At 66.6% G+C, this 24,622-nt stretch carries 19 protein-coding genes; 5 read left to right on the top strand and 14 right to left on the bottom strand.

What is annotated here, in order from left to right:
• Positions 1 to 34 precede the first annotated feature (34 nt).
• Positions 35 to 2,314 (bottom strand): NADP-dependent malic enzyme, encoded by a 2,280-nt coding sequence (locus ADADO0_RS09805; RefSeq protein ID WP_511304944.1) that lies wholly within the window; start codon positions 2,312 to 2,314, stop codon positions 35 to 37.
• A 230-nt stretch (positions 2,315 to 2,544) separates the two neighbouring features.
• Between ADADO0_RS09805 and ADADO0_RS09800 the strand changes: the two genes are divergently transcribed.
• On the top strand, positions 2,545 to 4,521 hold the full coding sequence (locus ADADO0_RS09800; RefSeq protein WP_511304943.1) for an aq_1923 C-terminal domain: 1,977 nt from the start codon (positions 2,545 to 2,547) through the stop codon (positions 4,519 to 4,521).
• Between the two features lie 42 nt (positions 4,522 to 4,563).
• On the opposite strand, the gene ADADO0_RS09795 is transcribed toward ADADO0_RS09800, so the two are convergent.
• The 9 genes from ADADO0_RS09795 to ADADO0_RS09755 form a co-directional block, all read right to left on the bottom strand.
• Positions 4,564 to 5,019: an SRPBCC family protein gene (locus tag ADADO0_RS09795; protein WP_511304942.1), complete on the bottom strand. Its 456-nt coding sequence runs from the start codon at positions 5,017 to 5,019 to the stop codon at positions 4,564 to 4,566.
• A gap of 15 nt (positions 5,020 to 5,034) precedes the next feature.
• The gene (locus ADADO0_RS09790; protein WP_511305087.1) at positions 5,035 to 5,736 is read right to left on the bottom strand and encodes an ABC transporter ATP-binding protein; all 702 of its coding nucleotides are present in this window, start codon (positions 5,734 to 5,736) and stop codon (positions 5,035 to 5,037) included.
• Entirely contained in the window at positions 5,729 to 6,475 is a 747-nt protein-coding gene (locus ADADO0_RS09785; RefSeq protein ID WP_511305086.1) for an ABC transporter ATP-binding protein, read from the bottom strand. The genes ADADO0_RS09790 and ADADO0_RS09785 overlap by 8 nt, the downstream gene beginning before the upstream one ends.
• A 62-nt stretch (positions 6,476 to 6,537) precedes the next feature.
• Entirely contained in the window at positions 6,538 to 7,545 is a 1,008-nt protein-coding gene (locus ADADO0_RS09780; RefSeq protein WP_511304941.1) for a branched-chain amino acid ABC transporter permease, read from the bottom strand.
• Positions 7,546 to 7,559: 14 nt separating this feature from the next.
• Positions 7,560 to 8,435 carry a branched-chain amino acid ABC transporter permease gene (locus ADADO0_RS09775; RefSeq protein ID WP_511304940.1) on the bottom strand — a complete coding sequence of 292 codons (876 nt, stop codon included), beginning with the start codon at positions 8,433 to 8,435 and terminating at the stop codon, positions 7,560 to 7,562.
• A gap of 152 nt (positions 8,436 to 8,587) precedes the next feature.
• A complete protein-coding gene (locus ADADO0_RS09770; protein WP_511304939.1) occupies positions 8,588 to 9,832 on the bottom strand; it encodes an ABC transporter substrate-binding protein in 1,245 nt (414 codons plus the stop codon).
• A gap of 46 nt (positions 9,833 to 9,878) precedes the next feature.
• A complete protein-coding gene (locus tag ADADO0_RS09765) occupies positions 9,879 to 12,248 on the bottom strand; it encodes a xanthine dehydrogenase family protein molybdopterin-binding subunit (protein WP_511304938.1) in 2,370 nt (789 codons plus the stop codon).
• On the bottom strand, positions 12,245 to 12,727 hold the full coding sequence (locus tag ADADO0_RS09760) for a (2Fe-2S)-binding protein (RefSeq protein WP_511304937.1): 483 nt from the start codon (positions 12,725 to 12,727) through the stop codon (positions 12,245 to 12,247). The genes ADADO0_RS09765 and ADADO0_RS09760 overlap by 4 nt, the downstream gene beginning before the upstream one ends.
• Positions 12,724 to 13,584 carry an FAD binding domain-containing protein gene (locus tag ADADO0_RS09755; protein ID WP_511305085.1) on the bottom strand — a complete coding sequence of 287 codons (861 nt, stop codon included), beginning with the start codon at positions 13,582 to 13,584 and terminating at the stop codon, positions 12,724 to 12,726. Before ADADO0_RS09755 ends, ADADO0_RS09760 begins: the two co-directional genes overlap by 4 nt.
• A 256-nt stretch (positions 13,585 to 13,840) precedes the next feature.
• Here ADADO0_RS09755 and ADADO0_RS09750 point away from each other — a divergent pair, with 256 nt between their 5' ends.
• Positions 13,841 to 14,461, top strand: coding sequence for a TetR/AcrR family transcriptional regulator (locus ADADO0_RS09750; protein WP_511305084.1), 621 nt, complete (start codon positions 13,841 to 13,843; stop codon positions 14,459 to 14,461).
• Between the two features lie 3 nt (positions 14,462 to 14,464).
• Here the strand turns inward: ADADO0_RS09750 and ADADO0_RS09745 are convergent, their stop codons facing one another.
• Positions 14,465 to 15,349 (bottom strand): LysR family transcriptional regulator, encoded by an 885-nt coding sequence (locus ADADO0_RS09745; RefSeq protein ID WP_511304936.1) that lies wholly within the window; start codon positions 15,347 to 15,349, stop codon positions 14,465 to 14,467.
• Positions 15,350 to 15,444: 95 nt separating this feature from the next.
• On the opposite strand from ADADO0_RS09745, the gene ADADO0_RS09740 reads away from it, so the two are divergent.
• On the top strand, positions 15,445 to 16,938 hold the full coding sequence (locus tag ADADO0_RS09740; protein WP_511304935.1) for a CoA-acylating methylmalonate-semialdehyde dehydrogenase: 1,494 nt from the start codon (positions 15,445 to 15,447) through the stop codon (positions 16,936 to 16,938).
• Positions 16,939 to 17,140: 202 nt separating this feature from the next.
• Here ADADO0_RS09740 and aspS read toward each other — a convergent pair whose 3' ends face one another.
• On the bottom strand, positions 17,141 to 19,012 hold the full coding sequence (gene aspS / locus ADADO0_RS09735; protein WP_511304934.1) for an aspartate--tRNA ligase: 1,872 nt from the start codon (positions 19,010 to 19,012) through the stop codon (positions 17,141 to 17,143).
• A gap of 197 nt (positions 19,013 to 19,209) precedes the next feature.
• On the opposite strand from aspS, the gene ADADO0_RS09730 reads away from it, so the two are divergent.
• Both ADADO0_RS09730 and rnd read left to right on the top strand, forming a co-directional pair.
• A complete protein-coding gene (locus ADADO0_RS09730; protein ID WP_511304933.1) occupies positions 19,210 to 21,534 on the top strand; it encodes a putative bifunctional diguanylate cyclase/phosphodiesterase in 2,325 nt (774 codons plus the stop codon).
• Between the two features lie 47 nt (positions 21,535 to 21,581).
• A complete protein-coding gene (gene rnd / locus ADADO0_RS09725; protein ID WP_511304932.1) occupies positions 21,582 to 22,751 on the top strand; it encodes a ribonuclease D in 1,170 nt (389 codons plus the stop codon).
• A 10-nt stretch (positions 22,752 to 22,761) separates the two neighbouring features.
• Here the strand turns inward: rnd and ADADO0_RS09720 are convergent, their stop codons facing one another.
• Positions 22,762 to 23,481: an RlmE family RNA methyltransferase gene (locus ADADO0_RS09720; protein ID WP_511304931.1), complete on the bottom strand. Its 720-nt coding sequence runs from the start codon at positions 23,479 to 23,481 to the stop codon at positions 22,762 to 22,764.
• Positions 23,478 to 24,596 (bottom strand): Ppx/GppA phosphatase family protein, encoded by a 1,119-nt coding sequence (locus ADADO0_RS09715; protein WP_511304930.1) that lies wholly within the window; start codon positions 24,594 to 24,596, stop codon positions 23,478 to 23,480. The genes ADADO0_RS09720 and ADADO0_RS09715 overlap by 4 nt, the downstream gene beginning before the upstream one ends.
• Positions 24,597 to 24,622 lie beyond the last annotated feature (26 nt).

Here is a 24,622-nt window from a genome sequence, read left to right as displayed (position 1 = left end):
ATCCCGGCAATGGCATCGTGGCAAATAAGGCGCGCTATAGCGCGCCTTGCGCCTCAACCACCGCGACGGCGGTCATGTTGACGATGCCGCGCGCCGTCACCGAGGGGCCGAGGATGTGGGCCGGCTTCGCCGTGCCCATCAGGATCGGACCCACCGGAAGCGCATCGCCCAGCACCTTCAGCATGTTGTAGGCGATGTCGGCGGCGTCGAGGTCGGGCATGACCAGGACGTTCGCCACGCCCGACAGGCGCGAATGGGGATAAACCCGCTGGCGGATGTCCTCCACCAGCGCCGTATCGGCCTGCATCTCACCATCCACCTCGAGCGAGGAGTCCTTTTGAAGGATCAGCTCGAGAGCGGCCCGAACGCGCTTGGCGCAGGACGTGTCGTTGCTGCCGAAGTTGGAATGCGACAGCAAGGCGATGCGCGGCTCGATGCCGAAGCGGCGCACATGAGCCGCCGCCAGGATGGTCATTTCCGCGAGGTCCGACGCGGTGGGCTCGGTCTGCACCTGCGTATCGCAGAGGAAGAAATTGCCCTTAGGGGTGATGAGCAGCGACAGGGCCGCAAGCTCATGCACGCCCGGCGCCATGCCGATGATGTCGCGCACATGCCGCAAGTGGCGCGCAAAGCGCCCTTCGATGCCGCACAGCATGGCGTCCGCCACGCCCTTGCGCACCGCAAGCGCGGAAATCACCGTTGACGAGGTGCGAACGAGGGTGCGGGCGACGTCGGGGGTAATGCCGCGACGGCCGGCGATTTCCGAATAGGTGCGAACGAAGTCGCGGTAGCGCGGGTCGTCCTCGGGGTTCACCACCTCGAAATCGATGCCGGGCCGGATCGACAGTCCGAAACGCTGAAGGCGGGTTTCCAGCACACTGGGGCGGGCCACCAGAAGGGGATGGGCGATGCCCTCTTCCACCACGGCCTGGACCGCGCGCAGCACGCGCTCGTCCTCGCCCTCGGCATAGATCACCCGCTTCTTGTCCTGCTTCGCGCGCTGGAACAGCGGACGCATGATGAAGCCGGAACGGAAGACGAAGTGGTCGAGCTTGTCGATATAGGCTTCAAAATCGGCGATCGGCCGGGTCGCGACGCCGGTTTCCATCGCCGCCTTCGCCACCGCCGGTGCGATGCGCAGGATCAGGCGCGGATCGAACGGCGAGGGAATGATGGAGTCGGGGCCGAATGCGTGAGTCTCGCCGTCATAGGCCCGCGCCACAACGTCGGACGGGGTCTCGCGGGCGAGTGCGGCGATCGCTTCCACCGCCGCCATCTTCATTTCGGCGTTGATGTCGGTCGCGCCCACATCCAGCGCGCCCCGGAAGATGTAGGGGAAGCACAGGACGTTGTTGACCTGGTTCGGGAAGTCCGAGCGGCCGGTGCAGATCATGGCGTCGGGCCGCGCGGCGCGGGCTTCCTCGGGCATGATCTCGGGGGTCGGGTTGGCGAGCGCGAGAATCAGCGGACGATCCGCCATGCGCTTCACCATCTCCGCCTTCAGCACGCCGCCCGCGGAGACACCGAGGAAGATGTGCGCGCCGTCGATCACCTCACCCAGGGTGCGCTTGTCGGTCTTCTGGGCATAGACCGCCTTGTAGGGGTCCATGAGGGTCTCGCGGCCTTCATAGACCAGCCCCTCGATGTCGCAGACCCAGATGTTCTCGCGTTTGGCGCCGAGCGTCACCAGCAGGTTGAGGCAGGCCATGGCCGCCGCGCCCGCACCCGAAGCGACGATCTTCAGGTCGCCGATCTGGCGCTTGCCGATCTCCAGGGCATTGCGGACCGCAGCCCCGACGATGATGGCCGTGCCATGCTGGTCGTCGTGGAACACCGGGATCTTCATGCGGGCGCGCAGGCGCTTCTCGATCTCGAAGCACTCCGGCGCCTTGATGTCCTCAAGGTTGATGCCGCCGAAGGTTGGCTCCAGCGCCGCGATGGTCTCGACCATATGGTCGACTTCGGTCGCTGCCAGTTCGATATCGAACACGTCGATGCCGGCGAATTTCTTGAACAGAACCGCCTTGCCTTCCATCACGGGCTTGGAGGCAAGCGGGCCGATATTGCCGAGGCCAAGCACCGCCGTGCCATTCGTGACCACGGCGACGAGATTGGCGCGGATCGTGAGTTCGGCGGCCTGCATCGGGTCGGCGACGATGGCCTCGCAGGCCGTGGCGACGCCCGGCGTGTAGGCGAGTGCAAGATCGCGCTGATTGCCGAGCGGCTTGGTTGCCTGGATCTCCAGCTTCCCGGGTTGCGGGAGGCGATGATAGATCAGCGCGCCGGACTTCAGATCATCGGAAACGTTCGACATGTTCGACGGCACGTCTTCCCCCAACCTTTTTTGTGGCCACCCTGGCGTTCTCACGCCGGCCTTGGGACGCAATACTCCCAAACGGGGCGGCACGGTAGCCACCCCGTGCAGGGATGTCACTGTTGTTCCCCATGGGGATTTCCCCATTCGCAGCCATTTCGCCCGCCACCGCATTGAGCTTTCTCGTCGGACAAGGCAGGGTCTCCCCGCAGTGCGAGCCGGAGTGCGCCATGAAGAAGCTAGTCATCGGCCTTGTGGCCCTCCTCATCATTGTCGGGGGCGGCTTTTTCGGGGTCATCCAATACGGCCGCTATCGTGCGCACAGCGAAGTCGAGGCGGCCTTCAGCGCGCTGCGCGTGTCGGGCCGGCAGGCGACCCACGGCCCCGTGGGCTACGAACTCTGGTCGCGCACGCTGACCGTGCCTGATATCGCGATCCGCGAGAAGGACGGCGCCAGCCTCACCATTGCCAGCCTGATCGCCGCCGGCATCGGCCAGCCGAAGGACGGCCGTATCGCGGCGCGCAGCATCACGGCCAATGCGGTTGCCATCGAGGTGCCGGACAGCGTCTCCAGCACCAAGGCGGCCTACGCGCTGCCCAGCGTGAAGATCGAGGATTACGAGGGTCCGGCAACCCTATTGCCGCAGGACGGCACCGGCAGCACCGCCGCTTTCGCCCTTGCCTTGCGCCAGCTCGCCGCTTTGTCCGCCGCCAGCATCACCGCGCCTGAGGCCACCGCCAGCATCACCCCCACCGGCGCTGGCGCGACCATCCCGGCGACCAGCGTCACCTACACCAATCTCAAGGCCGAAGGGCTGGCGAAGGGGCGCGTCAAGGCGATCGGCTTCGACCGCATGTCGCTGGAAACCACCGCCCCCGCCGCCGCCCCGGACCAGGGCCTGAAGGGCCGGCTAGACGGGTTCCTGGCCAGCGACATCGACACCGCCCCGCTGCTCGCCCTAACCGAGAAGAAGCCGCCGCCCGCCGGAGTCGCCACGATCTATGGGCGCGTCATCGCCAAGGGCTACGCGCTCGCCCATGGGGATGGATCGACGCTTGCGGTGGGCGAAATGCTCGCGGAAAATCTGGGGTTTGATCCCTCCATGCTTTCGCTGGAGCAGATCGACCAGTTGCGCACCCTCAGCCAGCGCGGCGATGCGCTGAAGCCGGAAGAGGCTGCACGCCTCTACCGCGCCACGGCCGATCTCGCGAAAGCCGGCGCCTTCACCACATTCGCCATGAAGGACATTGTCGTCACCGACCCGCTCGGCAAGGCGAAGGTGGGCGCGATCACGCTGTCAGACTTCAAGGGTGGCCGCATCGCGAGCTTCACCATCGACAAGCTCTCCGGCGAATCCACCGGTCAGAAGCCGGTGAGCCTCGACCAGATCCTACTGCGCGGCCTCGCGCTGCCGCCGATGCTGGAAATGTCCGCCAAGTCCGCATCCGACGGCGCCGTTTCAACGCTGGATGCTGCGCTCGGCCTGTTCCGCGCCCTCGACGGCATCGAGTTGTCCGGCCTCACCGCCGGGCGCGAGGACAGCGACGTGCCGGTGACGATCCAGAGCTTCAAACTGAATTGGAGCCAGTTGATCGGCATGGTGCCGACCCGCATCGCGCTGAAAGGCACGGGCATCAGCGGGCCGGTTTCCGAGGCCGATCTTCTGCCGCTGGGATATCTCGGCAGCGCCGGCGTGACGCAGGCCACCGCCGATATCGAGTATGTCCTTGCCTATGATCCGGCGGCACGCACCGTCAGCCTCTCCCCGGCCACTGTGCGGGTCGAAAAGGCGTTCGCGGTGGGCCTGGAGATGCAGGTAACGCAGGTTCAGAGCCGCGCCTTCGAGGACCCCATCGCCGCGCTCGATGCCGCCCAGCAGATCGGCGTCGGGCCGATGAAGCTGGTGGTCACGAACCTCGGGATCGCCGATCTGATTCTCAAGCAGAATGCCGCGGCGGCCGGGGTCGAGCCGGAAGACCTGCGCACCGAGGTGATCTCAGCGATCCAGAAGACCGCGCGCGAACTCGCCCCGCTCTATCCCGATGCCGGGACGGTCGGCGACGCGCTGGCGGCTTTCGTCAAGGCGCCCGGCACGCTCACGATCACCGCTACTCCCAAGGGCGACCTGAAGGTCATGGATCTGATCGCCGCCGATCCCCTGGGCTCGGCGGCGAACTTCAAGATCACCGCGACGGCAACCCCCTGACCTCTCGGCTATCCTGCCCGGCCCAAGGCCGGGCAGGCCGGATCAGGCCGCGTCGGACGGCGCGCTGAGCGCCTCGGCGAAGCTGGAGAAGAACTGGTCCGCGAGCTTGCGCGAGGTGGCCTGGATCAGCCGGCTGCCGAGCGAGGCGAGCTTGCCGCCGATCTGCGCGTCCGCGACATAGGTCAGGAGGGTCTCTCCGTCCTGCTCCGCCAGCGTGACCTTGGCCTCGCCCTTGGCAAAGCCGGCCACGCCGCCATTTCCCTGGCCGGTGATGCGCAGGCTCTCGGGCGCCACGATGTCGAGCAGTTCCACCGTGCCGGAGAAGGTCGCAGAAACCGGGCCGACCTTGATCTGCACCTTGGCGGTGAAGGCGTTCTCGCCGGTCTGGTCCAACTCCTTGCAGCCGGGAATGCAGCGGCGCAGCATCTCGGGATCGAGCAGCGCCGCCCACACGGTCTCGCGCGGCGCTGGGATGCGGTATTCGCCTGAAATGTCCATGGTTCCTCCGATCGGTCAGACCGCGCAGTAGCGGTCCTGTATATCCTTGTCCGCGAGCAGCGCCCCGGCCGAACTCTGGTGCACGATCTCGCCCTGGTCGATGATGATGGCACGGCTCGCGAGCTTGAGCGCCCACTCCACATTCTGCTCCACCAGAACCAGCGTCGTACCCTGGTCGCGCAGCCGACGGAACAGCGCGCCCATCTCCTCCACCAGCACCGGCATGATGCCTTCGGACGGCTCGTCCAGGAGGATCATCTTCGGCCGCGAGATCATGGCGCGGGCGATCGCCAGCATCTGCTGCTCGCCGCCCGACATGGTGGTGCCCTGCTGATTCAGGCGTTCCTTGAGGCGCGGGAAGCTCTCGGCGATCTCATCGATGGCGGCGCGCTCGTCGGTGCGGCCGGCGGCGACAAGGCCGATCTGCAAATTCTCGCGCACGGTGAGGCTCGGCACGATGCGCCGTTCCTCAGGGACATAGCCGAGGCCGTGGCGGAACCGCTCGTGGGCGCCTAGCGGCAGCAGTTCCCACCCCTCGAACCGCACCGAGCCGGCGGCACGCGGCATCAGGCCCATGATGGCGCGCAGGGTCGAGGTCTTGCCGGCACCATTGCGGCCCACCAGCGCCAGGATTTCCCCCGCCTCCACATTGAACGAGAGTTGGTGGATGACGTGGCTCGGCCCGTACCAGGCGTCGAGGTTCTTGATTTCAAGCATAGCCATCGTTCTGTCCCAGATAGACGCGGCGCACTTCAGGGTCGGTCTGCACTTCGCGCGGGGTACCGTCGGCGATCAGCCGGCCGTGATGGAGCACCAGGATGCGGTCGGACAGGCCGAGGATCATCTTCATCTTGTGCTCGACCAGGAGAATGGTCCGCGCGGCCGCAAGCTGTTCCAGCAGCGCCACCATCTCCTTGGTCTCCTCCGGACCCATGCCGGCGGTGGGCTCGTCGAGCAGCAGAAGCTCGGGGTCGGCCACCAGGGCAATGGCGATCTCCAGCGCCCGCTGCTCGCCATGGGCGAGATCGCGCGCGATGCGGTGGCGCTTGCCATGCAGCCCCACCTGCGCGAGCGCCGCATCCGCCTTTTCGTCGAGTTCCGGAAAGCTTTTGCGGTTCGAGATGATGTTGTAGCGGGTGCGCAGCGCCTGGGCGGCGACGCGCACATTCTCGTGCACCGAAAGCTGCGGGAACAGGTTGGTGATCTGGTAGGAGCGCGCAATGCCGAGATGGGCAAAACGATGCTGCTTCAGCCCGGTGACGTCCTGCCCCTTGAAGTGAATGGTGCCGGTGGAGGGCGGGAGCACGCCGGAGAGCACGTTGAAGAAGGTGCTCTTGCCGGCGCCGTTCGGGCCGATCACCGCCGTTACCTTGTTGCGCTCGAAGCAGGTGGTGACGTCCGCCAGGGCGACGAAGCCACCGAAGGTGCGGCCCACATTCTCCACCGCCAGCAGCATGTCGCGGCCGCTCGCCGGTGCTGGGCGTTCGATGCTCGCCACCCCGCTTGCCAATGCGCCGGTCATTGCTTGGTCCTCCAGGACATGAAGGTGCCCCACAGCCCCTTGGGCAGGAACAGCACGAAGAAGATGAAGATCAGACCCACGAACAACTGCCAGTGGGAGGTCCAGAGCGAGGCCACGTCCTCGATCAGCAGGAACACCAGCGCCCCCACGAACGGGCCGAAGAAGCTGCCCGCGCCGCCCAGCATGGTCATCATCACCACCAGGCTGGAGCTATGAATGCCCAGCACGTCGAGCGGAACGATGGAGAGGTGCAGCGCCGAGAGCGTGCCGGCCAGCCCGCACACCGCGCCGGAGAGCACGAAGGCGAGGAGCTTGGTGCGCTCCACATCATAGCCGCAGGCGCGCGCGCGGGTTTCGTTCTCCCGCACCGCCTCGATGGCCGCACCGAAGGGAGATTGCAGCACCCGCGAGACGAACCACAGCGCGAGCGCGGCGAACACCATCAGGAAGTAGTATTTCTGAAGCGGGTCCAGCAGGTTGATGGTCAGCCCGAAGATATCGACCTTGGCGACGGTGAAGCCGCGCAGACCATCCTCGCCGCCGGTCCAGCGCGGGGTTTGCAGCGCCGTGTAATAGACGAGCTGGCCAAGCGCGAGCGTCACCATGCAGAAATAGATGCCGCGGGTGCGGATCGAGAGCGCGCCGATCACCAGCGCCAGCAGCGCCGCCCCGGTGACGGCGATCAGCATGGCGGGAAGCCAGCCCAGCCCGAAATGGACGATCGAAATTCCTGTGAGATAGGCGCCAGCGCCGAAGAAGGCGGCATGGCCGAAGGACAGCAGCCCGGTGTAGCCGAACAGCAGATTGAAGCCGACGGCGAACAGGCCGTAGATCAGCACGTTCACCGCCAGCGCCTGCGAGGGCAGGATCAGGGGCAGGATCGCGAGCACCAGGATGGACAGCGGCACGCGCCAGCGATCAAGGCGGGCGCCGATGCTGTGCGGGGTCGCTGCCGGCAGCGTGGGGGCGGTAAGGTCTTTAGCCACGAGGTCTTGGCTGGACATTTCAGGACCTCCGTTCACGCGCCGACGCCCGGGCGGCCGAACAAGCCCTGCGGCCGTATCAGCAGGATCGCGGCCATGAGGGCGAACATGACGATGGTCGCCATCTCCGGGGCGAACAGCGCGGTGAGACTGACGGTGATGCCCACCAGCAGCCCCGCCACCACGGCGCCGAGCAGCGAGCCCATGCCGCCGATGACGGTGACGACGAAGGCCTCCGCCAGCACCAGGGAGCCCATTTCCGGGCTCACATTGCGCATCGGCGCGGCCAGCACGCCGCCCATGGCGGTGATGGCGACGCCGAGGCCGAACACCAGCAGCCAAAGCTTGCCGATATCCACGCCCAGCACCTTCATGATGAGCGGATCACGGGCGCCCGCGCGGACGATGAGGCCGAAGCGGGTCTTCTCCAGCGCCAGCCAGAGGCAGAGCAGCACGACCGCCACCACGCCCATGACGAACAGGCGGTAAAGCGGGAAGTAGCCCACCCCGAGATCCACCACCCCGGACAGGATATCGGGGGTGGCGAACGGCACGCCATCGGTGCCGAACACGATGCGCACGCCTTCCACCAGCACATAGCCGAGGCCGAAGGTGAGCAGCAGCGGGTCGTCGATGGAGCGTCCGTAGAGCGGGCGGATCAGGAAGCGTTCGATCAGCATGCCGAACGCGCCCACCGCGATCGGCGCCACCAGCAGCGCCCACCAGAAGCTCCCGGTGAGGGTCGCCACATAGACCCCCGCATAGGCGCCCACCATGAACAGCGCCCCGTGGGCGAAGTTCACGATGCCGAGCATGCCGAAAATAATGGTCAGCCCAAGGGCCACCATGATGAGGATCGCCCCAAGGGCTGCGCCCGAAAAGAGCTGCATCAGGATGAGTTCGAGGTCCATGGGGCAATCCGCCTGGGAAAAATCCGCTTCGGGAACACGGCTGCGTGACGTTTCTCGCCACGGGGACGGCCGGGTTGCACCGGCCATCCCGCTTCAGTGTCGCTCGGTCATTCAGTGCTGCGCCCGGCCGAGGCGGCCGGGCGCAGGCGCGATCAGGTGGGGAAGCCGAGTTCCGCGCAGGAGCGCAGCATGCTCTCGGAGCCCGGATCATTGGCGAGAATGGCGAACACGTCGGTCTCGCCCTTCATTTCCGACTTCGCCTTCGAGCGCAGCACCAGAACCGACTGCACCGACTGGTGGTCGCAGGTGCGGAACCATTGCGGCCCCTTGGCCACGTCGTACTTAAGGGCTTCGAGCGCGGCGATCACCTTGTCGGTGTCGGTGCCGCCAGCCTTCTCGATGCCGAGCAGCAGGGCGGAGACGCCGGTGAAGCCGTAGGCGCCATAATCGGTCGGAACGGCGCCGTCATAGGCGGCCTTGTAAGCGGTGTTGAACGCCTTGGCGCTGGGAATGGTGCTCTCCAGCTCCCAATAATAATTGGCGCCGCCGATGACGCCCTCGAACACGTCAGGGCCCACCGCGAGGCGCTGATTGTAGAGCAGCACCGGAACAACGATCTGCATCTGCTTCTTCAGGCCGAAATCATTGGCCTGCTTGATCGAATTGGCCTGGTCGCGGCCGAAATTGCAGATGCACAGGATGTCGGCCTTCATGGCGCGGATGCGCGGCATGAGGGTGGAATAGTCCGCCGCTCCGATCGGGTGCAGCAGTTCGCCGACCACCTCGGCGCCGATCTCGGTGGCGGCGCGCTTGAAGCCGCGCAGCATCTCGTGGCCATAGGCATAGTCGGCCACCAGGAAGGCCACCTTGCTGCCCTTCTTGAAGGTCGCCTTCGCCACGGCCGCCGTGGTCATGTGCGGGGTCAGCGCCTCGTGGAAGGTGTATTTGGAGAAGTCCTTGACCTCGTTGATGGTGTCGGACTGGCTGATGGAGACATAGAGGACGCCGCGCGCGCGGGTCACTTCGTTCACCGCAAGCTGCACCGCGCTCGACAGCGAGCCGACCACCGCGTGGACCTTATCCTTCTCGATGAGTTCGAGGGTGCGGGTCGCGGCCTCGCCCGCGTTCAGCTTGTCGTCGCGCACCAGCAGCTCGATCTTGCGCCCGGCGATGCCGCCCTTGTCATTGGCGAGCTTCACGGCGAGTTCGGCGCTTTTCACCTGGTCCTTGGCTTCCGCGCCATAGGGGCCTGTGACCGGGACGGGAAAGCCGATGCGGATGGTATCCGCCTGGGCGCGCACGATGGCGGGCGCCGCCAGCAGCCCGATGCCAGCGCCCATTCCGGCGAGTATCGTGCGGCGTGATACGCCGAATTTCAGATCCTTGTTCGTTGTCATTGTGTCCTCCCAAGAGTGGTCTGTTTTGCTTTGTTTGACGGGGTGCTCAGAAGCGCCCCATGGCTTTGAGAATGCGCGCCGGCGTCATGGGGATTTGCGTGAGCCGCGCACCCAGCGGATCGAGCGCGTCGTTCACCGCGTTGAGCGCGGCGGCGGATGCGGCGGCGGTGCCCGCCTCGCCGCATCCCTTGGCGCCAAGCTCGGTGTCGAGGGTCGGCGTTTCCACATGGTCGATGAGGATGTCCGGCATCTCGCACGACATGGGCACGAGATAATCGGCAAGCGAGCCATTGGTGAGCTGGCCGCTCTCGCTATAGAGGCATTCCTCGAAGAAGGCGGCGCCGAGGCCCTGCACGACCCCGCCGCGCACTTGCTCCTCCACCAGGAGCGGATTGATGATCCGGCCGCAATCCTCCACCACGAAGTGCTTGAGGATCTTCACGAGGCCGGTCTCGGTGTCGACCTCTACATGGCAGCCGTGGATGCCGTTGGTGAAGGCGAAGGGGTAGCCCTTGGGCGCGAAATGATGGGCGACGGTGAGTTGCGCATCGGCGCCGTCCGGCAGCGTGTCGGAGCGGAAATAGGCGATGCGCGCCACCTCGGCGAGGCTGACACGAACCGCGCCGCCTTCCCGGTCCACCACCTCGCCATTCACCAGGTCGAGATCACCGGGTTTGGCCTGGAGGATGCTGGCGGCGAGGGCGAGCACATTGTTCTTGAGCTTGCGCGACGCCTGAAGCGCGGTCTCCCCGCCGATGCCGGCGCCCCGGCACGCCCAGGTGGCACCGCCATGGGGTGTCACCGCCGTATCGCCGGTCATCACGCGGACGATCTCGCGGGAAACACCGAGATAATCGGCGACGATCTGCCCGATGATGGTCTCGGTGCCCTGCCCCTGCTCGGTGACGGAGATCATGCACCGCACCTCGCCGGAGGGGGTGATGGAAATAACCGCCCCGTCCTGCGCGGAGATGCGGGCGCCACCGATGCCGTAGAAGGCCGGGCTCGGATTGGTGATCTCCACGAACGTGGCGATGCCGATGCCGCGCAGGATGCCGCGCGTGCGCAACTCCGCCTGTTCGGCGCGCAGGCGGTCGTAGTCCATCAGCACGCGCAGCTTAGCGATGCAGGCCTGGTGCGAAAGCTTCTCGAATTTGTAGCCGCCGAGCGAAGTGTGCGGATAGGCATCGTCCCGCAGCACGTTGCGCGCGCGGATCTCCATGGGGTCGATGCCGGTGGCCCGCGCCGCCTCGTCCAGCAGATGCTCGGTGACGGCGCAGGCGATGGGGTGGCCCACCGCGCGATACTGGCTGGTCTGCACCTTGTTCTGGAACACCACCTTCAGATCGGCGCGATAACCTTGAAGACCATAGGGCGCGCCGATCAGGCGGATCACCTGATTGCCTTCCACCACGCTGGTGCGCGGAAAGGTGGAGAAGGCGCCGATGCCGGTCTCGTCTTCCACATCCATGGCGAGGATGGTGCCGTCCGCCGCCACCGCCGCGCGGGCGCGCACCCGGTGGTCCCGGGCGTGGATGTCGGAAACGAACGCCTCCAGCCGGTCGGCGACATATTTCACCGGACGGCGGCACAGCATGGACAGGCCGATGACCGCCATGTCCTCGTTATAGACATGCAGCTTCACGCCGAAGGAGCCGCCAACGTCAGGCGCCACCACCCGCACGCGGGATTCCGGGATGCCATAGTGCCGGGCGTACAGATCCTGGAACTGGAACGGCGTCTGCGTGGCGTGATGCACGGTAAGGCGATGCTCGCTGGCATCATAATCCGCGACCAGCGCACGCGGCTCCAGCGGCACGCCGGTGTGGCGGCCGAAGGCGAGATCCGCTTCAATGACATGCGCCGCACCGGCGAAGATGTCGTCCACGCCGCCGGAATCCACCGCGCCGCGAAAGCACAGATTGTCCGTGAATTTCTCGGTGATCCTGGGAGCATCGGGCGCGAGCGCCGTGTCGAGATCGGCGAGGACGGGGAGTTCGTCATACTCGACCATGACGAGTTCGGCTGCGTCTTCCGCCTCCGCCCGGCTGTCGGCGACAATGGCGACCACCGCCTGCCCGCTCCACACCACCTTGTCGATCGGCAGGGGCAGTTGGGGGGGCGACTTCATGCCCTTGAAATGGTCGAGCGTGCCGGTCCAGGGGGTGCAGAGGCGGGCGATGTCCTCGCCGGTTGCCACCAGCCGCACGCCCGGTGCCTGCCGCGCCTCGTCAGCATCAATGGAGACGATGCGGGCATGGGCATAAGGCGAGCGTACGAAGGCGGCATGCAGCATGCGCGGCAGCACGAGATCGGTAACATAGGCGCCCCGCCCCGCCAGCAGCCGCTTGGCATTGGGGCGCGACATGGCCCGGCCCACATGGGCGGGACGATCGAAAGTTATGGGCGCGTTCATGGTGCCACCGCCCGTTCGCGCGCCGCCCGTTCGATGGCGTCGACAATGGCCTCGTAGCCGGTGCAGCGGCAGTAATTGCCGGAGAGCGCGTCGCGGATCTCCTCGCGGTCCGGAACGCCGCCCTTTTCAAGGATGGCATGGCCGGTGACGAGCATGCCCGGCGTACAGAAGCCGCACTGCAAGGCGTTGCGCTCATGGAAGGCGCGCTGCAAGTCGGCGATAGCGCCGCTTTCGGTCAGACCCTCGACGGTTTCGATTTCGGCCCCTTCCGCCTGCACCGCGAACACCAGGCAGGAATGCACCGGCTCGCCGTTCATCAGCACGAGGCAGGCGCCGCAGGCGCCCATCTCGCAGCCGGTGTGCGTGCCGGTGAGTTGGAGATCGGTGCGCACGAAATCCGCCAGCGTGGTGCGCGGCGCCACCATGCGGCTGACGCTGGTGCCGTTGACCGTGAGGGTGAGGGGCAGATGCGCGCTCATGCGGCCTCTCCCAGGCGCTGGAGCAGGCGGCCCAGCAGAACACGGGCGAGGTGGCGGCGCATGGCGGCGGGTATCTGCTCGTCGTCCAGCGGGGCGATGTCGTCCTCCAGCGCGTTCTGCGCGGCGATAATGGTCTCCGCATCGAGCGGGCGGCCGGTGATTGCCGCCTCGGTATTGCGGGCCCGCACCGGCGTCGGGCCGACCGAGAACAGTGCGATCCGCACCGCAACGGGCGTGTCGCCGTCCATTTCCGCGAGAATGCCGGCGCCGACCATGGCGTAGTCGCCGCGCCGGCGGGCCAGTTCATCGAACGCCCAGCGATGCCGGGGACCGACGCTCGGCACATGCAGCGCGGTGAGGATGTCGCCGGGCTCCAAGGCGGTCTGGTAGAGGTCGAGGAAGTAATCCTCGGCGGGCACGCGGCGCAAACCGCCCGCGCCGAAAATCTCCATCTCTGCGCCCATGGCCAGCATCATGGCCGGAAATTCAGACGCCGGGTCGGCGAGCGAGACCGAACCGCCAAGCGTGCCGCGATTACGAATTGCGGGGTGCGCGACGAACGGGGCGGCGGCCTTCAGCAGAGGTGCATGGCGGGCGATGAGCGGGTCGGTCAATGCCTCGGCATGACGGGTCAGCGCGCCGATGCGCAGCACGTCGCCCTCAAGAGCAACACCGCGCATGGCTGCGACGCCGGCCAGGTCCACCAGCACGGCCGGCGCCTGGAGGCGCATGGCCAATGCCGGCACCAGGCTCTGGCCGCCGGAGATGTAGCTGGCGTCGCCATCGACCGCAAGGAAGGCGGCACGGGCCGCTTCCAGCGTCGTAGGACGCTCGTAGCTGAATGCGCGGGCCTTGATCTGCCCCTCCCAAAGTTTCCTCACGCGGCATCATTTTGTGACCGCTTGGTTACAAAATTGGGCGACCACACCGATCCTGTCAATAGCGTCCGTGGCGAAATCGATTTTTTCCATGAATCATCGCTTGGTCGCTTTTTGCCGTTGCGCTATCGCAGACGGGCGGCGGGCGTATCCGGCGGTGCGTTGAAGAGGTTGAAGCTTGGACGAGGCATCGGGCGAAAATCCCGCGACGCCTGCGCGCCCCCGCCGGCGCCACATGCGCGCTGCGGACCGGGAGCAGGCGATCATCGCGGAGGCCGCGCGCTTCTTCGCCGAGCACGGCTTCGAGGGCCAGACCCGCGAACTGGCGAAGCGCATGGGCATCAGCCACTCCGCCATCTACCGGCATATTCCCAGCAAGGAGGTGCTGATCGAGCGGGTCTATGAGCACGTCTTTCTCAGCCGCTGGAAGGCAGACTGGGGGGCGCTCATCATCGACCGGACGCAGACGCTGGAGGCCCGCCTCACACGCTTCTATCTCGAATATGTGGAACGGGTGTTCGATTATGAGTGGGTGCGGATTTTCGCCTTTTCCGGCCTGAAATCCTTCAACATCACCAGCCGCTATCTGGTGATCGTGCGCGACGAGATCATCCTGCCCGCCTGCGGTGAGCTGCGCCACGAACTGAAGGCGCCCTCGCCCGAAACACTGCCGGTGAGCGAGCGGGAGGCCGAGCTGTTCTGGGGCCTGCACGGCCGCATCTTCTACCTCGCCATCCGCCGCTTCGTGTACGGCACGCCGATCCCCGAGGACCTCACACCGATGGTGCGCGATGCCGTGCGCCAGTTCCGGCGCGGCGCCCCGGCGGTGCTCAAGGACATACTCGCGGACCGCTGAGCCTCACCCCGAGAACTGCGCCCGGCTGGCCCGCACCTCGTCGACGATGAAGCGGTCGGTTTCGGCGATGCGCCGCAACTCGCGCATGTCGGCGTGCACCACCAGCCAATAGGTGCGCTCGAACCGCATCTCCGGGAGGATGCGCACCAGGTCCGGGTGCGCGGCGGCGGCATAATCGTGCAGGATGCCGATGCCGGCCCCCGCCTTGATCGCCTCCAACTGCCCCACCGCGCTTGCGCACTCAAACCTTTGGCCGGCGATGTTGGAAAGCGCGTCCATGTAGTCCAGGCCCGGACTATAGGCGAGGTCCTGCACATAGGTGATGAGGGTGCGCCCGGCGAGGTCGGCGCGGTGGTGCACTTGGCCGGTCGCCTCCAGATAGGCGCGCGCGGCGTAGACGCTGAGCGAATAGTCCGTGAGCTTGCGCCCGAACAGCCGCCCCTCCTGCGGCCGCTCCAGGATGATGGCGATGTCCGCCTCGCGCTTCGACAGCGAAAAGGTGCGCGGCAGCGGCACGAGTTGGAGCAGCAGGTCGGGATGCTGCGCGGCGAACCGCGCGAGGCGCGGGGCGAGGAAATAGGTGCCGAACGCATCCGGCGCGCCAACCCGCACCGTGCCCTCCAGCTTCAGGTCGGCGCCGCCAAGCACCGACTGCGCCTGGAGCATTTCGCTTTCCACCCGCTCGGCGATCGGAAGGAACCGTTCGCCCACGGCGGAGAGGGTGCATCCGGTGGGCCGACGCTCGAACACCTTGGCGCCGAGGTCCGCCTCCAGCGCGTTGAGGCGCCGTGTGACCGTTGCGTGGTCGAGGTCGAGACGTTGGGCGGCCTGGAGAATCTGTCCGGCGCGGGCAACCGCGAGGAAGATCCGGGCATGGTCCCAATTCATGGTGAGCCTATTTTCGCGGAATGAATGCTCTTTGTTAGGCGTTGATATGCGTCGTTTCTAGAGCTTTTGTGCGCCGTCCCAGGGAGAGAAACAATATGCAGACCATCGGCCACTTCATCGCTGGCAAGCCCGACGCCGCGCCCGGCGCGCCGTCCGCCGCCACGTTCAACCCCGCGACCGGCGAACAGATCGGCAATGTGCTGCTGGGCGATGCCGCCGTGGTCGAGCGCGCGGTCAGCGCCGCCGCCGCCGCGTTTCCTGCCTGGGCCGCGCTTCCCGCGCCCGCCCGCGCCCGCGTCATGTTCAAGTTCAAGGATCTTCTCGATCGCCACCTGGACGAACTGGCCGCTCTGATCACCCGCGAGCACGGCAAGACCTTTGACGATGCCAAGGGCGAACTGATGCGCGGCATCGAGGTGGTGGAATTCGCCTGCGGCATCCCGCATCTCCTGAAGGGCGAGTTTTCCGACCAGGTCGGCCGTGGCATCGACACCTTCTCCATGCGCCATCCGGTCGGCGTATGCGCCGGCATCACGCCGTTCAATTTCCCCGCCATGGTGCCGCTGTGGATGTTCCCGGTGGCACTCGCGTGCGGCAACACCTTCATCCTGAAGCCCTCGGAGAAGGACCCCTCCTGCGGCCTGCGCCTCGCAGAACTGCTGACGGAAGCCGGCCTGCCGGCGGGCGTGTTCAATGTGGTGAACGGCGGCAAGGCGGCGGTGGACGCCCTGCTTTCCCACCCGAAGGTGGCGGCGGTGAGCTTCGTCGGCTCAACCGCCGTGGGCGAATATGTCTATCGCACCGCCACCGCGCACGGGAAGCGCGCCCAGGCCCTGTGCGGGGCGAAGAACCACATGGTGGTGATGCCCGACGCGGACCTCGACAAGACCGTGGATGCGCTGATGGGCGCGGGCTACGGCTCGGCCGGTGAACGCTGCATGGCGGTGTCGGTCGCGGTCGCGGTCGGCGGCGTCGGCGATGCACTGCTGGAAAAGCTGGTGCCCCGCGTCCAGGCGCTGAAGGTCGGCCCCGGCATGGACAAGGACAGCGAGATGGGCCCGCTGATCACCAAGGAGCATCTCGCCAAAGTGACCGGCTATGTCGCCGATGGTGTCGCGGAAGGCGCCGATCTGGTGGTGGACGGTCGCGGCCTGAAGCTTCAGGGCCACGAGGACGGCTATTACATCGGCGGCTGCCTGTTCGACAACGTGACGCCGGACATGAAGATCTACAAGGAAGAGATCTTCGGCCCGGTCCTCGCGGTGGTGCGCGCCGACACGTTCGAGGAGGCGCTCAACCTCGTCAACGACCACGAATACGGCAACGGCGCCGCGATCTTCACCAATGACGGCGGCGCGGCCCGCGCGTTCGACTATGGCGTGGTCGCCGGCATGGTGGGCATCAACGTGCCGATCCCGGTGCCGATCGCCTACCACTCGTTCGGCGGCTGGAAGCGGTCGATCTTCGGTGATCGCAATGTCTATGGCGTGGAGGGCGTGGGCTTCTACACCCGCGTGAAGACCACCACCGCGCGCTGGCCCTCGGGCGTGCGCACCGGCGCCGAGTTCGTCATGCCGGTTCTGCGCTGATCGCTTTTCCGGTGCTAAAATAGAAAAGGGCGAGCGTTTCGGCGCTCGCCCTTTTTCTTTGTTCTTCGAGCCGCTTGGCCCGCTCCCTAGCCCTCCCCGCAAGCGGGAGAGGGGACAGGCCGCGCTCGCCCGCACGCTACACAAAGCCCTCTCCCGCTTGCGGGGGAGGGTTGGGAGGGGGAACGCGGCGCCGCCGAAGGCGCTATTTCTGCGGCAAATTCAGGCGGATGTGCAGGTCGCGCAATTGCTTGGGCGCCACGTCCGAGGGTGCGCCCATGAGCAGGTCGAGGGCCTGTTGGTTCATGGGGAACAGCGAGATTTCGCGCAGGTTCGTCACGCCGCACAGCAGCATCACCATCCGGTCGATGCCCGCCGCCATACCGCCATGGGGCGGGGCGCCGTACTGGAACGCGCGATACATGCCGCCGAACCGCTCCACCACCGTCGCCTCGTCATAGCCGGCCAGTTCGAACGCCTTGACCATGGTCTCGGGCCGGTGGTTGCGGATGCCGCCGGAGGCGATCTCGTAGCCGTTGCAGGCGATGTCGTACTGGAACGCCTTGATGGTGAGCGGATCCTGCCCGTTCAGCGCGTCGAGGCCGCCCTGCGGCATGGAGAAGGGGTTGTGCGAGAAGTCGACCTTCTTCTCCTCGTCCGACCATTCGTAGAACGGGAAATCGACGATCCAGGCGAGTTCGTACCGCTCGGTGTCGATCAGCTTCAGCTCCTCGCCCACCTTGGTGCGGGCAAGGCCGGCGAACTTGTAGAATTTGGCGGGATCACCGGCGACAAAGAAGGCGGCATCGCCTTCCTTTAGGCCGAGCGCCTGCCTGATCGCTTCTGTGCGTTCAGGACCGATGTTGTTTGCGAGCGGCCCAGCTCCAACGATTCCGGGCTCAACTTGCACGCCGCTGGCGGCTTCGGGCCCGCGGGACTTTTCGATTACATCTTTGATAGTCTTTTCACCGTCGGCGGCACTATCGGCAGATAGCTCGCGCCACATGATGTAGCCCAACCCCGGCTGGCCCTCGCCCTGGGCCCAACTATTCATACGATCGCAGAAAGCCCTCGAACCACCCTTTGGCGCAGGGATGGCCCACACCTGGTTCTTCGGGTCTTCGAGCATGCGCGCGAATACCTTGAAGTTGGAACCGCGGAAATGCTCGGAGACATCCTGCATCACCAGCGGATTGCGCAGGTCCGGCTTGTCGGTGCCGTATTTGCGCAGCGCCTCGGCATAGGGAATGCGCGGCCAGTCCTTGTTCACCGGCTTGCCCTGCGCGAATTCCTCGAACACGCCCGTGATGACCGGCTGCACGGCGGCGAACACGTCTTCCTGCTCGACGAAGCTCATTTCCAGGTCGAGCTGGTAGAACTCGCCCGGCAGGCGGTCGGCGCGCGGGTCCTCGTCGCGGAAGCAGGGGGCGATCTGGAAATAGCGGTCGAAGCCGCTCATCATGATGAGCTGCTTATACTGCTGCGGCGCCTGGGGCAGCGCGTAGAACTTGCCGGGATGGATGCGCGAGGGCACCAGGAAGTCGCGCGCGCCCTCGGGCGAGGAGGCGGTGAGGATCGGCGTCTGGAACTCGAAGAAGCCCTGCCCCTTCATGCGCTGGCGGATGCTGTCGATGATCTGCCCGCGCTTCATGATGTTGCCGTGGATGCGCTCGCGGCGCAGGTCCAGGAAGCGATAGCGAAGGCGGATGTCCTCGGGATAATCCTGGTCGCCGAACACAGGCAGCGGCAGTTCGGCGGAGGGGCCGAGCACTTCAAGCTCCGCGGCGTAGATCTCGATCTTGCCGGTGGGCAGGTCGGCATTCTCCGTGCCCTCGGGGCGCAACCGCACCTTGCCGTCGAACTTCACCACCCATTCGGCGCGGACCTTCTCGGCCTGGGCGAAGGCCGGGCTGTCGGGGTCGATCACCACCTGGGTCAGGCCGTAATGGTCGCGCAGGTCGATGAACAGCACGCCGCCATGATCGCGAATGCGGTGACACCAGCCGGACAGGCGGACGCTCTCGCCCACATGGGCGTCGGTGAGCGAACCGCAGGTGTGCGTGCGGTAGCGGTGCATGGGGCGGCCTTTCGGACTGCTGAAAATCTAGCGCGCGGGCGCCACCGGGGGCGCCTGCGCAAGCCGGCGGAAGGTGCATGTGAGGCTTGCCTTGTCAAGGGCGGCGGGCATTTCGCAGCCCGGCCACCCTGCCCGCTATGTCCGCCTGGGCATTGTGTATAACCTCATTATCAAGGTGTTGGATCGAGGGGGGCCTCATGGAAGACGCTCCTGGCGTGCGGGGCAGGCATGCCGTGGGTTCGGCCGGCCGGCCGCCGAAAGGTGCGGCGGACGGCACCGCCTGGGTGCGCATTATCGGTGCCCTGTTCGGCCTCGCGGTGGTTGCCGCCGCCAGCATACTGGCGCTGCGGATCAGCGACCGCGCGCTCGCCGACCGGCAACGCGAGATGGAAAATCTCTCCCTCGCCCTGGCCGAGCAGACCGAGCGCGCATTTCAGGCGCTTGAACTGGTCCAGATCTCCATCATCGAGCGGATATCGGCGGCGAAGATCGCCGACAGCGCCCAGCTTGCCGCCACCATGGCCACCGAGGACGTGCACCGCATGCTTCGGGACAAGATCGATGCCCTGCCCTATGTCGACGCGGTCACGCTGATCGACGAGACCGGGGCGTTGATCAATTTCTCCCGCTTCTGGCCGATCCCCGCGGTCAACGTGTCGGATCGGGACTATTTCCAGGCGCTCAAAGTGCCGGGCAGTCCGGACGTCTTCATTAGTTCCCCGGTCCCCAATCGCGGCACCGGGACCATGACGATCTATCTGGCGCGGCGCTTTACCGCCCCGGACGGGCATTTCCTCGGCCTCGTGCTCGGTGCGATGGAGCAGTCTTATTTCGAGGCGTCCTTTTCCGCGATCAATCTCGGGCGAGACGGCGCGATCGCCATGTTCCGTGACGATGGTGCCTATCTCGCCGGCCATCCCCACGCAGCGCCCGATGCCAAAGGGGCATCTGAACGCAAGCAGGCCGCCAGCCTCCTCATCGCCCACCCCTCCGTCGACGACCTCGCGCCGCCGGGGCTCATCGACGGAAAGCCGCGCCTTTATGCCGAAACCCGGCTCGCCAAATATTCCGTCACCGTATTCGTCACCGACAGCCTGCCCGCCGTGCAGCGCCGGTCCTGGGCGCAGGTGCTGCCGATCATCGTCTTCGCCGGCCTGATTTGCCTGAGCATCCTGGCGGTGGTGGTGATGGCCGGGCGACATCTGAAGGCGCAGCGGGCATTCGCCGAGAGCGCCCATCATTTCGCCCGTCACGACGCCTTGACCGGCCTGCCGAACCGCCTGCTGTTCGCCGAGCGGCTCGATGCACTGCTGGAGGCGCGCTCCGGCAATCAGCAGATCGCCTTGCTGTTCCTCGACCTCGATTACTTCAAGTCGGTCAACGACACGCTCGGCCACGCCATCGGCGATGCCTTGCTGAAGGCGGTGGCAGAGCGCCTGCGCCGCTGCGCCGGACCGCAGGCCGAGGTGGCGCGGCTCGGCGGGGACGAGTTCGGCATCGTCCTGCCCGGGGTGGAGGAGCCGGCGGCCCTCCAGACAGCCCAGCGGATTATTGAGGCGATCCGCGAGCCGTTCGAGTTGGAGCATCACCGGGTGATCGCCGGCGGCAGCATCGGCATCGCCGTGGCGCCCGAACAGGGCGGAACCACCCCTGACATTCTGAAAAGCGCGGACCTCGCCCTGTTCCGGGCGAAGAGCGATGGACGCGGGCTGGTGCGGGTGTTCCAGCGCGAGATGGAGCGCGCCGCCTTGGCGCGGCGCAACCTGGAAATGGACCTCGACACCGCCTGGCGCGAGGGCCAATTCTTCCTGATCTACCAGCCCATTTTCGAGTGCCACGACAGGCGCGTCGTCGGGTTCGAGGCCCTGCTGCGCTGGCGCCACCCGACACGCGGCGTGGTGCCTCCGCCCGCCTTCATCCCGGTGGTCGAGGAGACGGGCCTGATCTTCCCGCTCGGCGCCTGGGTTCTGGAACAGGCATGCCGCGCCGCGAGCCGGCTGCCGGACCACATTTTCGTCTCCGTGAATCTCTCGCCGATCCAGTTTCGCGGCAATGTGGTGGAAGCCCATGTGACCGAGGCGCTGCGCGTGTCCGGCCTCTCCCCCCACCGGCTCGAACTGGAGATCACCGAAACCGCGCTGATCCAGGAGGGGCCGACATTAATGGCGGTGATGGAGGGCTTCCGCGCACGCGGCATCCGCGTCGCCCTGGACGATTTCGGAACCGGCTATTCCTCCCTCGCCTATCTGCGCACCCTGCCTATCGACCGAATCAAGATCGACGCCGCTTTTGTCCGGGGACTGGGGATAGACCACCACAGCCTGCCCATCCTGCGCGCCATCATCGCCCTCGCCGATGCCCTGCCGCTGGTCACCACCATCGAGGGCGTGGAGACGGAAGCGCAGTTGAAAATCCTTCAGGCAGAAGGCTGTACGCACGTTCAGGGCTATCTGCTGGGGCACCCGCTCCCGTTCGAGGATGCACTGGCGCTCACCGCGCGGGAGCCGATCCGGGCGTCGTAGCAATCGGGCTCTTTCAAGGCAGCCTCCGAGCGCGCTATTGTCGCGTCATGGATCCGATCACCTCTACAGAGGCGCTGGCGGCTGCCTGTGCGCGCCTCTCCCGCCACGACTTCATCACCGTCGACACCGAGTTCCTGCGCGAGACAACGTTCTGGCCGAAACTCTGCGTGATCCAGGCGGCATCACCGGACGAGGCGATCATCATCGACGCCTTGGCGCCGGATATCGACCTGCGCCCGTTCTTCGAGCTGATGGCGAACCCGAGTGTCACGAAGGTGTTCCACGCCGCGCGGCAGGACATCGAAATCGTCTGGCACCGCGCCGGGCTGATCCCCCATCCGGTGTTCGACACCCAGGTCGCGGCCATGGTGCTCGGCTATGGCGACAGCATCTCCTACGACCAACTCGTGCAGCGGGTCTGCGGCCATGCGCTCGACAAGTCGTCGCGCTTCACCGACTGGTCGCGCCGCCCGCTGAGCCAGGCGCAACTCACCTACGCCATCGCCGACGTGACCCATCTGCGCGACATCTATCTTGCGCTGCTCACGGATCTGGATGCGCGCGGTCGTGGCGAGTGGGTCGGGGAGGAGATGCATGTGCTCACCTCGCCGGCAACCTATCGGCAGGACCCGGATTCCGCGTGGGAGCGGCTGAAGTCCCGCGTCCGCAAGCCGCGCGAACTGGCGGTTCTGGTTGAGGTGGCGGCATGGCGCGAGCGCGAGGCACAGTCCCGCGATCAGCCGCGCGGCCGCATCATCAAGGACGAAGTGATCGGGGAGATCGCCCTCCAGGCGCCGCAGACGCCGGAGAAGCTTGCAGAACTGCGCTCCCTGCCCAAGGGCTTTGAGCGTTCGCGTTATGGGGAGGCGGTGCTGGAAGCGGTGAAGCGCGGCCTTGAGCGTGACCCCAAAACCCTCCCCAGGCTGGAACGTGACCGTCCACTGCCGAACGGCGCCAATGCCACGGTGGAGCTGCTGAAAGTGCTTCTGCGCATGACGGCCGAGCAGAACGCGGTCGCCGCGAAGGTGATCGCAACCACGGAAGATCTGGAGCGGATCGCGGTGAGCGACGAGGCCCCGGTGCCGGCCTTGTCAGGCTGGCGGCGCGAACTGTTCGGCGAGCGGGCGCTGGCCCTCAAGGCCGGCCGTCTTGCCCTCGCGGTGGAGCGCGGGCGGGTGGTGGCGGTGGACCGGACCGTGGAGCCTCAGGCCGACTGAACCCGTTACTTCAGGGCCTTGGGTCGGTGTCCTCTGCCGCCGCCCGGCCCCGGAATCCGGTGGCAATCACATAAAGCTCGGCGGAATCCGCCCGGCTGGCGGCGGGCTTCAGGTGTTTCACCTGGGCGAAGTCCCGCTTGAGGTCCGCCAATAGCACGCCCTCGGTGCCGCCCTGGATCACCTTGGCGATGAAGGCCCCGCCCGGCGCCAGAACCTGCCGGGCGAAATGGGCGGCAAGTTCCACCAGCGCAACGATCTTCAGATGGTCGGTCTGGCGATGGCCGGTGGCATTGGCCGCCATGTCGGACAGCACAACATCCGCCTGCCCGCCCATCATGTCCATCAACTGCGCGGGCGCTTCCTCGGCCAGAAAGTCCAGCTGGGCGAAGGTCACGCCGGGAATATGCTCCATCTCCAGCAGGTCGATGGCGACGATCTTGCCCTGCCCCTCCTCGAGGCCGATGCGCTTGGCCGCCACCTGGCTCCAGCCACCGGGCGCGGCGCCGAGATCCACCACCCGCATGCCGCGCTTCAGCACATGGATCCTGTCGTCCATCTCGATCAGCTTGAACGCCGCGCGCGAGCGCCAGCCTTCCCGCTTGGCGCGGGCGACATAGGGGTCGTTAAGCTGGCGCTGAAGCCATTTCTGCGAGGATGTGGTGCGGCCGCGCGAGGTCTTCACGCGGACTTTGAGCGGGCGTCCGTCCGGCCCTCGGGTCGGCGTGCTCACGCGCGCGCCTCCACCGGGGCGGCGGTTCCGGCCCGGCGCCAGACGCCGTCGGCGCGCATCAACTGCACAAGCATTCCCTCTCTCAGGCCACGATCGGCAACCCGCAGCCGATCCGTGGGGAACGCCTCGCGCACCGCTTCCATGATGGCGCAGCCCGCGAGCACGAGGTCCGCCCGCTGCGCGCCGATGCAGGGATTGGATACCCGCTCCTCAAACGACATACCGACCAATTGATCCACCACCCGGCTGATATCCTTGGCATGCAACCAGGCGCCGTCCACCCGGGTGCGATCATAGCGTTGCAGTCCGAGATGGATACCGGCCACCGTCGTCACGGTACCGGACGTACCCAGCAGATGCATGCGGCCCGGCCCGCGCAGGCCCCAGCTTTGGCGCACGCCGTCCAGCATGTCCGCCACCTCGGCGACCATGGTCTCGAATAATTCCCGTGACACCTTCACGCCGCCATGGCGCTCGGCCAGCGATACCACCCCCACGGGCATGGACGCCCAGGAGCGAATGCGGGCACGCGGCGGGCCGTCGTCGCCCGAAGCGCGGCGCCCCAGCCATACCACTTCGGTGGACCCGCCGCCGATGTCGAACAAAATGGCGCCGTCGCAGGTGGGGTCAACCAAGGGCGCGCAGCCCGCAGCGGCCAGCCCCGCCTCGGTGCGCCGGTCCACCACTTCGAGCGCAAGCCCGGTGCGGGCCTCCACCTCGGCGCAGAAGTCGGCACCGTTGGCCGCAGCGCGGCACGCCTCGGTGGCGATGATGCGGGTCCGCAGAACCCCGCGCGCGGCGATCTTCGAGGCGCAGATTTCAAGCGCGCCAATGGCCCGCTCCATCGCCGCCGCACCCAGCACACCGCTGCCCGCGACGCCCTCGCCAAGGCGCACGATGCGCGAGAAGGCATCCACCACGCGGAAATTGCGCTGGGTCGGCCGGGCGATGAGCAGCCGGCAATTGTTGGTGCCAAGATCAAGAGCCGCATAGACGCGCTCGTTCCGCGCGCCCTGCCATGAGGCGGGCCCGCTGGATGCGTCCTGAGGAGCGCCGTCGCGATCCCGTACAGACGGCGCCGGGTCCCCGCAGGGCCCGTGCGTCTCGTCCCTCATCTCTGTCCCCTTGCCGCCCGGACGAC

It is taken from the genome of Aquabacter sp. (assembly GCF_965279295.1).
GTDB lineage: Bacteria > Pseudomonadota > Alphaproteobacteria > Rhizobiales > Xanthobacteraceae > Aquabacter.
Note: the sequence above shows the minus strand (reverse complement) of the source record. Positions and strands in the feature narration are given on the sequence as shown.

What these genes read in the sequence shown, in the direction of transcription:
- ADADO0_RS09785 (WP_511305086.1), bottom strand. Translation starts at nt 6,475, where the DNA reads ATGCTGCTGGCGGTGGAGAATGTGGGCCGCACCTTCGGTGGCTTCGTC.
- ADADO0_RS09750 (WP_511305084.1), top strand. Translation starts at nt 13,841, where the DNA reads ATGCGCGCTGCGGACCGGGAGCAGGCGATCATCGCGGAGGCCGCGCGC.
- ADADO0_RS09775 (WP_511304940.1), bottom strand. Translation starts at nt 8,435, where the DNA reads ATGGACCTCGAACTCATCCTGATGCAGCTCTTTTCGGGCGCAGCCCTT.
- rnd (WP_511304932.1), top strand. Translation starts at nt 21,582, where the DNA reads ATGGATCCGATCACCTCTACAGAGGCGCTGGCGGCTGCCTGTGCGCGC.
- ADADO0_RS09770 (WP_511304939.1), bottom strand. Translation starts at nt 9,832, where the DNA reads ATGACAACGAACAAGGATCTGAAATTCGGCGTATCACGCCGCACGATA.
- ADADO0_RS09740 (WP_511304935.1), top strand. Translation starts at nt 15,445, where the DNA reads ATGCAGACCATCGGCCACTTCATCGCTGGCAAGCCCGACGCCGCGCCC.
- ADADO0_RS09805 (WP_511304944.1), bottom strand. Translation starts at nt 2,314, where the DNA reads ATGTCGAACGTTTCCGATGATCTGAAGTCCGGCGCGCTGATCTATCAT.
- ADADO0_RS09795 (WP_511304942.1), bottom strand. Translation starts at nt 5,019, where the DNA reads ATGGACATTTCAGGCGAATACCGCATCCCAGCGCCGCGCGAGACCGTG.
- ADADO0_RS09715 (WP_511304930.1), bottom strand. Translation starts at nt 24,596, where the DNA reads ATGAGGGACGAGACGCACGGGCCCTGCGGGGACCCGGCGCCGTCTGTA.
- ADADO0_RS09780 (WP_511304941.1), bottom strand. Translation starts at nt 7,545, where the DNA reads ATGTCCAGCCAAGACCTCGTGGCTAAAGACCTTACCGCCCCCACGCTG.
- ADADO0_RS09800 (WP_511304943.1), top strand. Translation starts at nt 2,545, where the DNA reads ATGAAGAAGCTAGTCATCGGCCTTGTGGCCCTCCTCATCATTGTCGGG.
- ADADO0_RS09745 (WP_511304936.1), bottom strand. Translation starts at nt 15,349, where the DNA reads ATGAATTGGGACCATGCCCGGATCTTCCTCGCGGTTGCCCGCGCCGGA.
- ADADO0_RS09760 (WP_511304937.1), bottom strand. Translation starts at nt 12,727, where the DNA reads ATGAGCGCGCATCTGCCCCTCACCCTCACGGTCAACGGCACCAGCGTC.
- aspS (WP_511304934.1), bottom strand. Translation starts at nt 19,012, where the DNA reads ATGCACCGCTACCGCACGCACACCTGCGGTTCGCTCACCGACGCCCAT.
- ADADO0_RS09730 (WP_511304933.1), top strand. Translation starts at nt 19,210, where the DNA reads ATGGAAGACGCTCCTGGCGTGCGGGGCAGGCATGCCGTGGGTTCGGCC.
- ADADO0_RS09765 (WP_511304938.1), bottom strand. Translation starts at nt 12,248, where the DNA reads ATGAACGCGCCCATAACTTTCGATCGTCCCGCCCATGTGGGCCGGGCC.
- ADADO0_RS09790 (WP_511305087.1), bottom strand. Translation starts at nt 5,736, where the DNA reads ATGCTTGAAATCAAGAACCTCGACGCCTGGTACGGGCCGAGCCACGTC.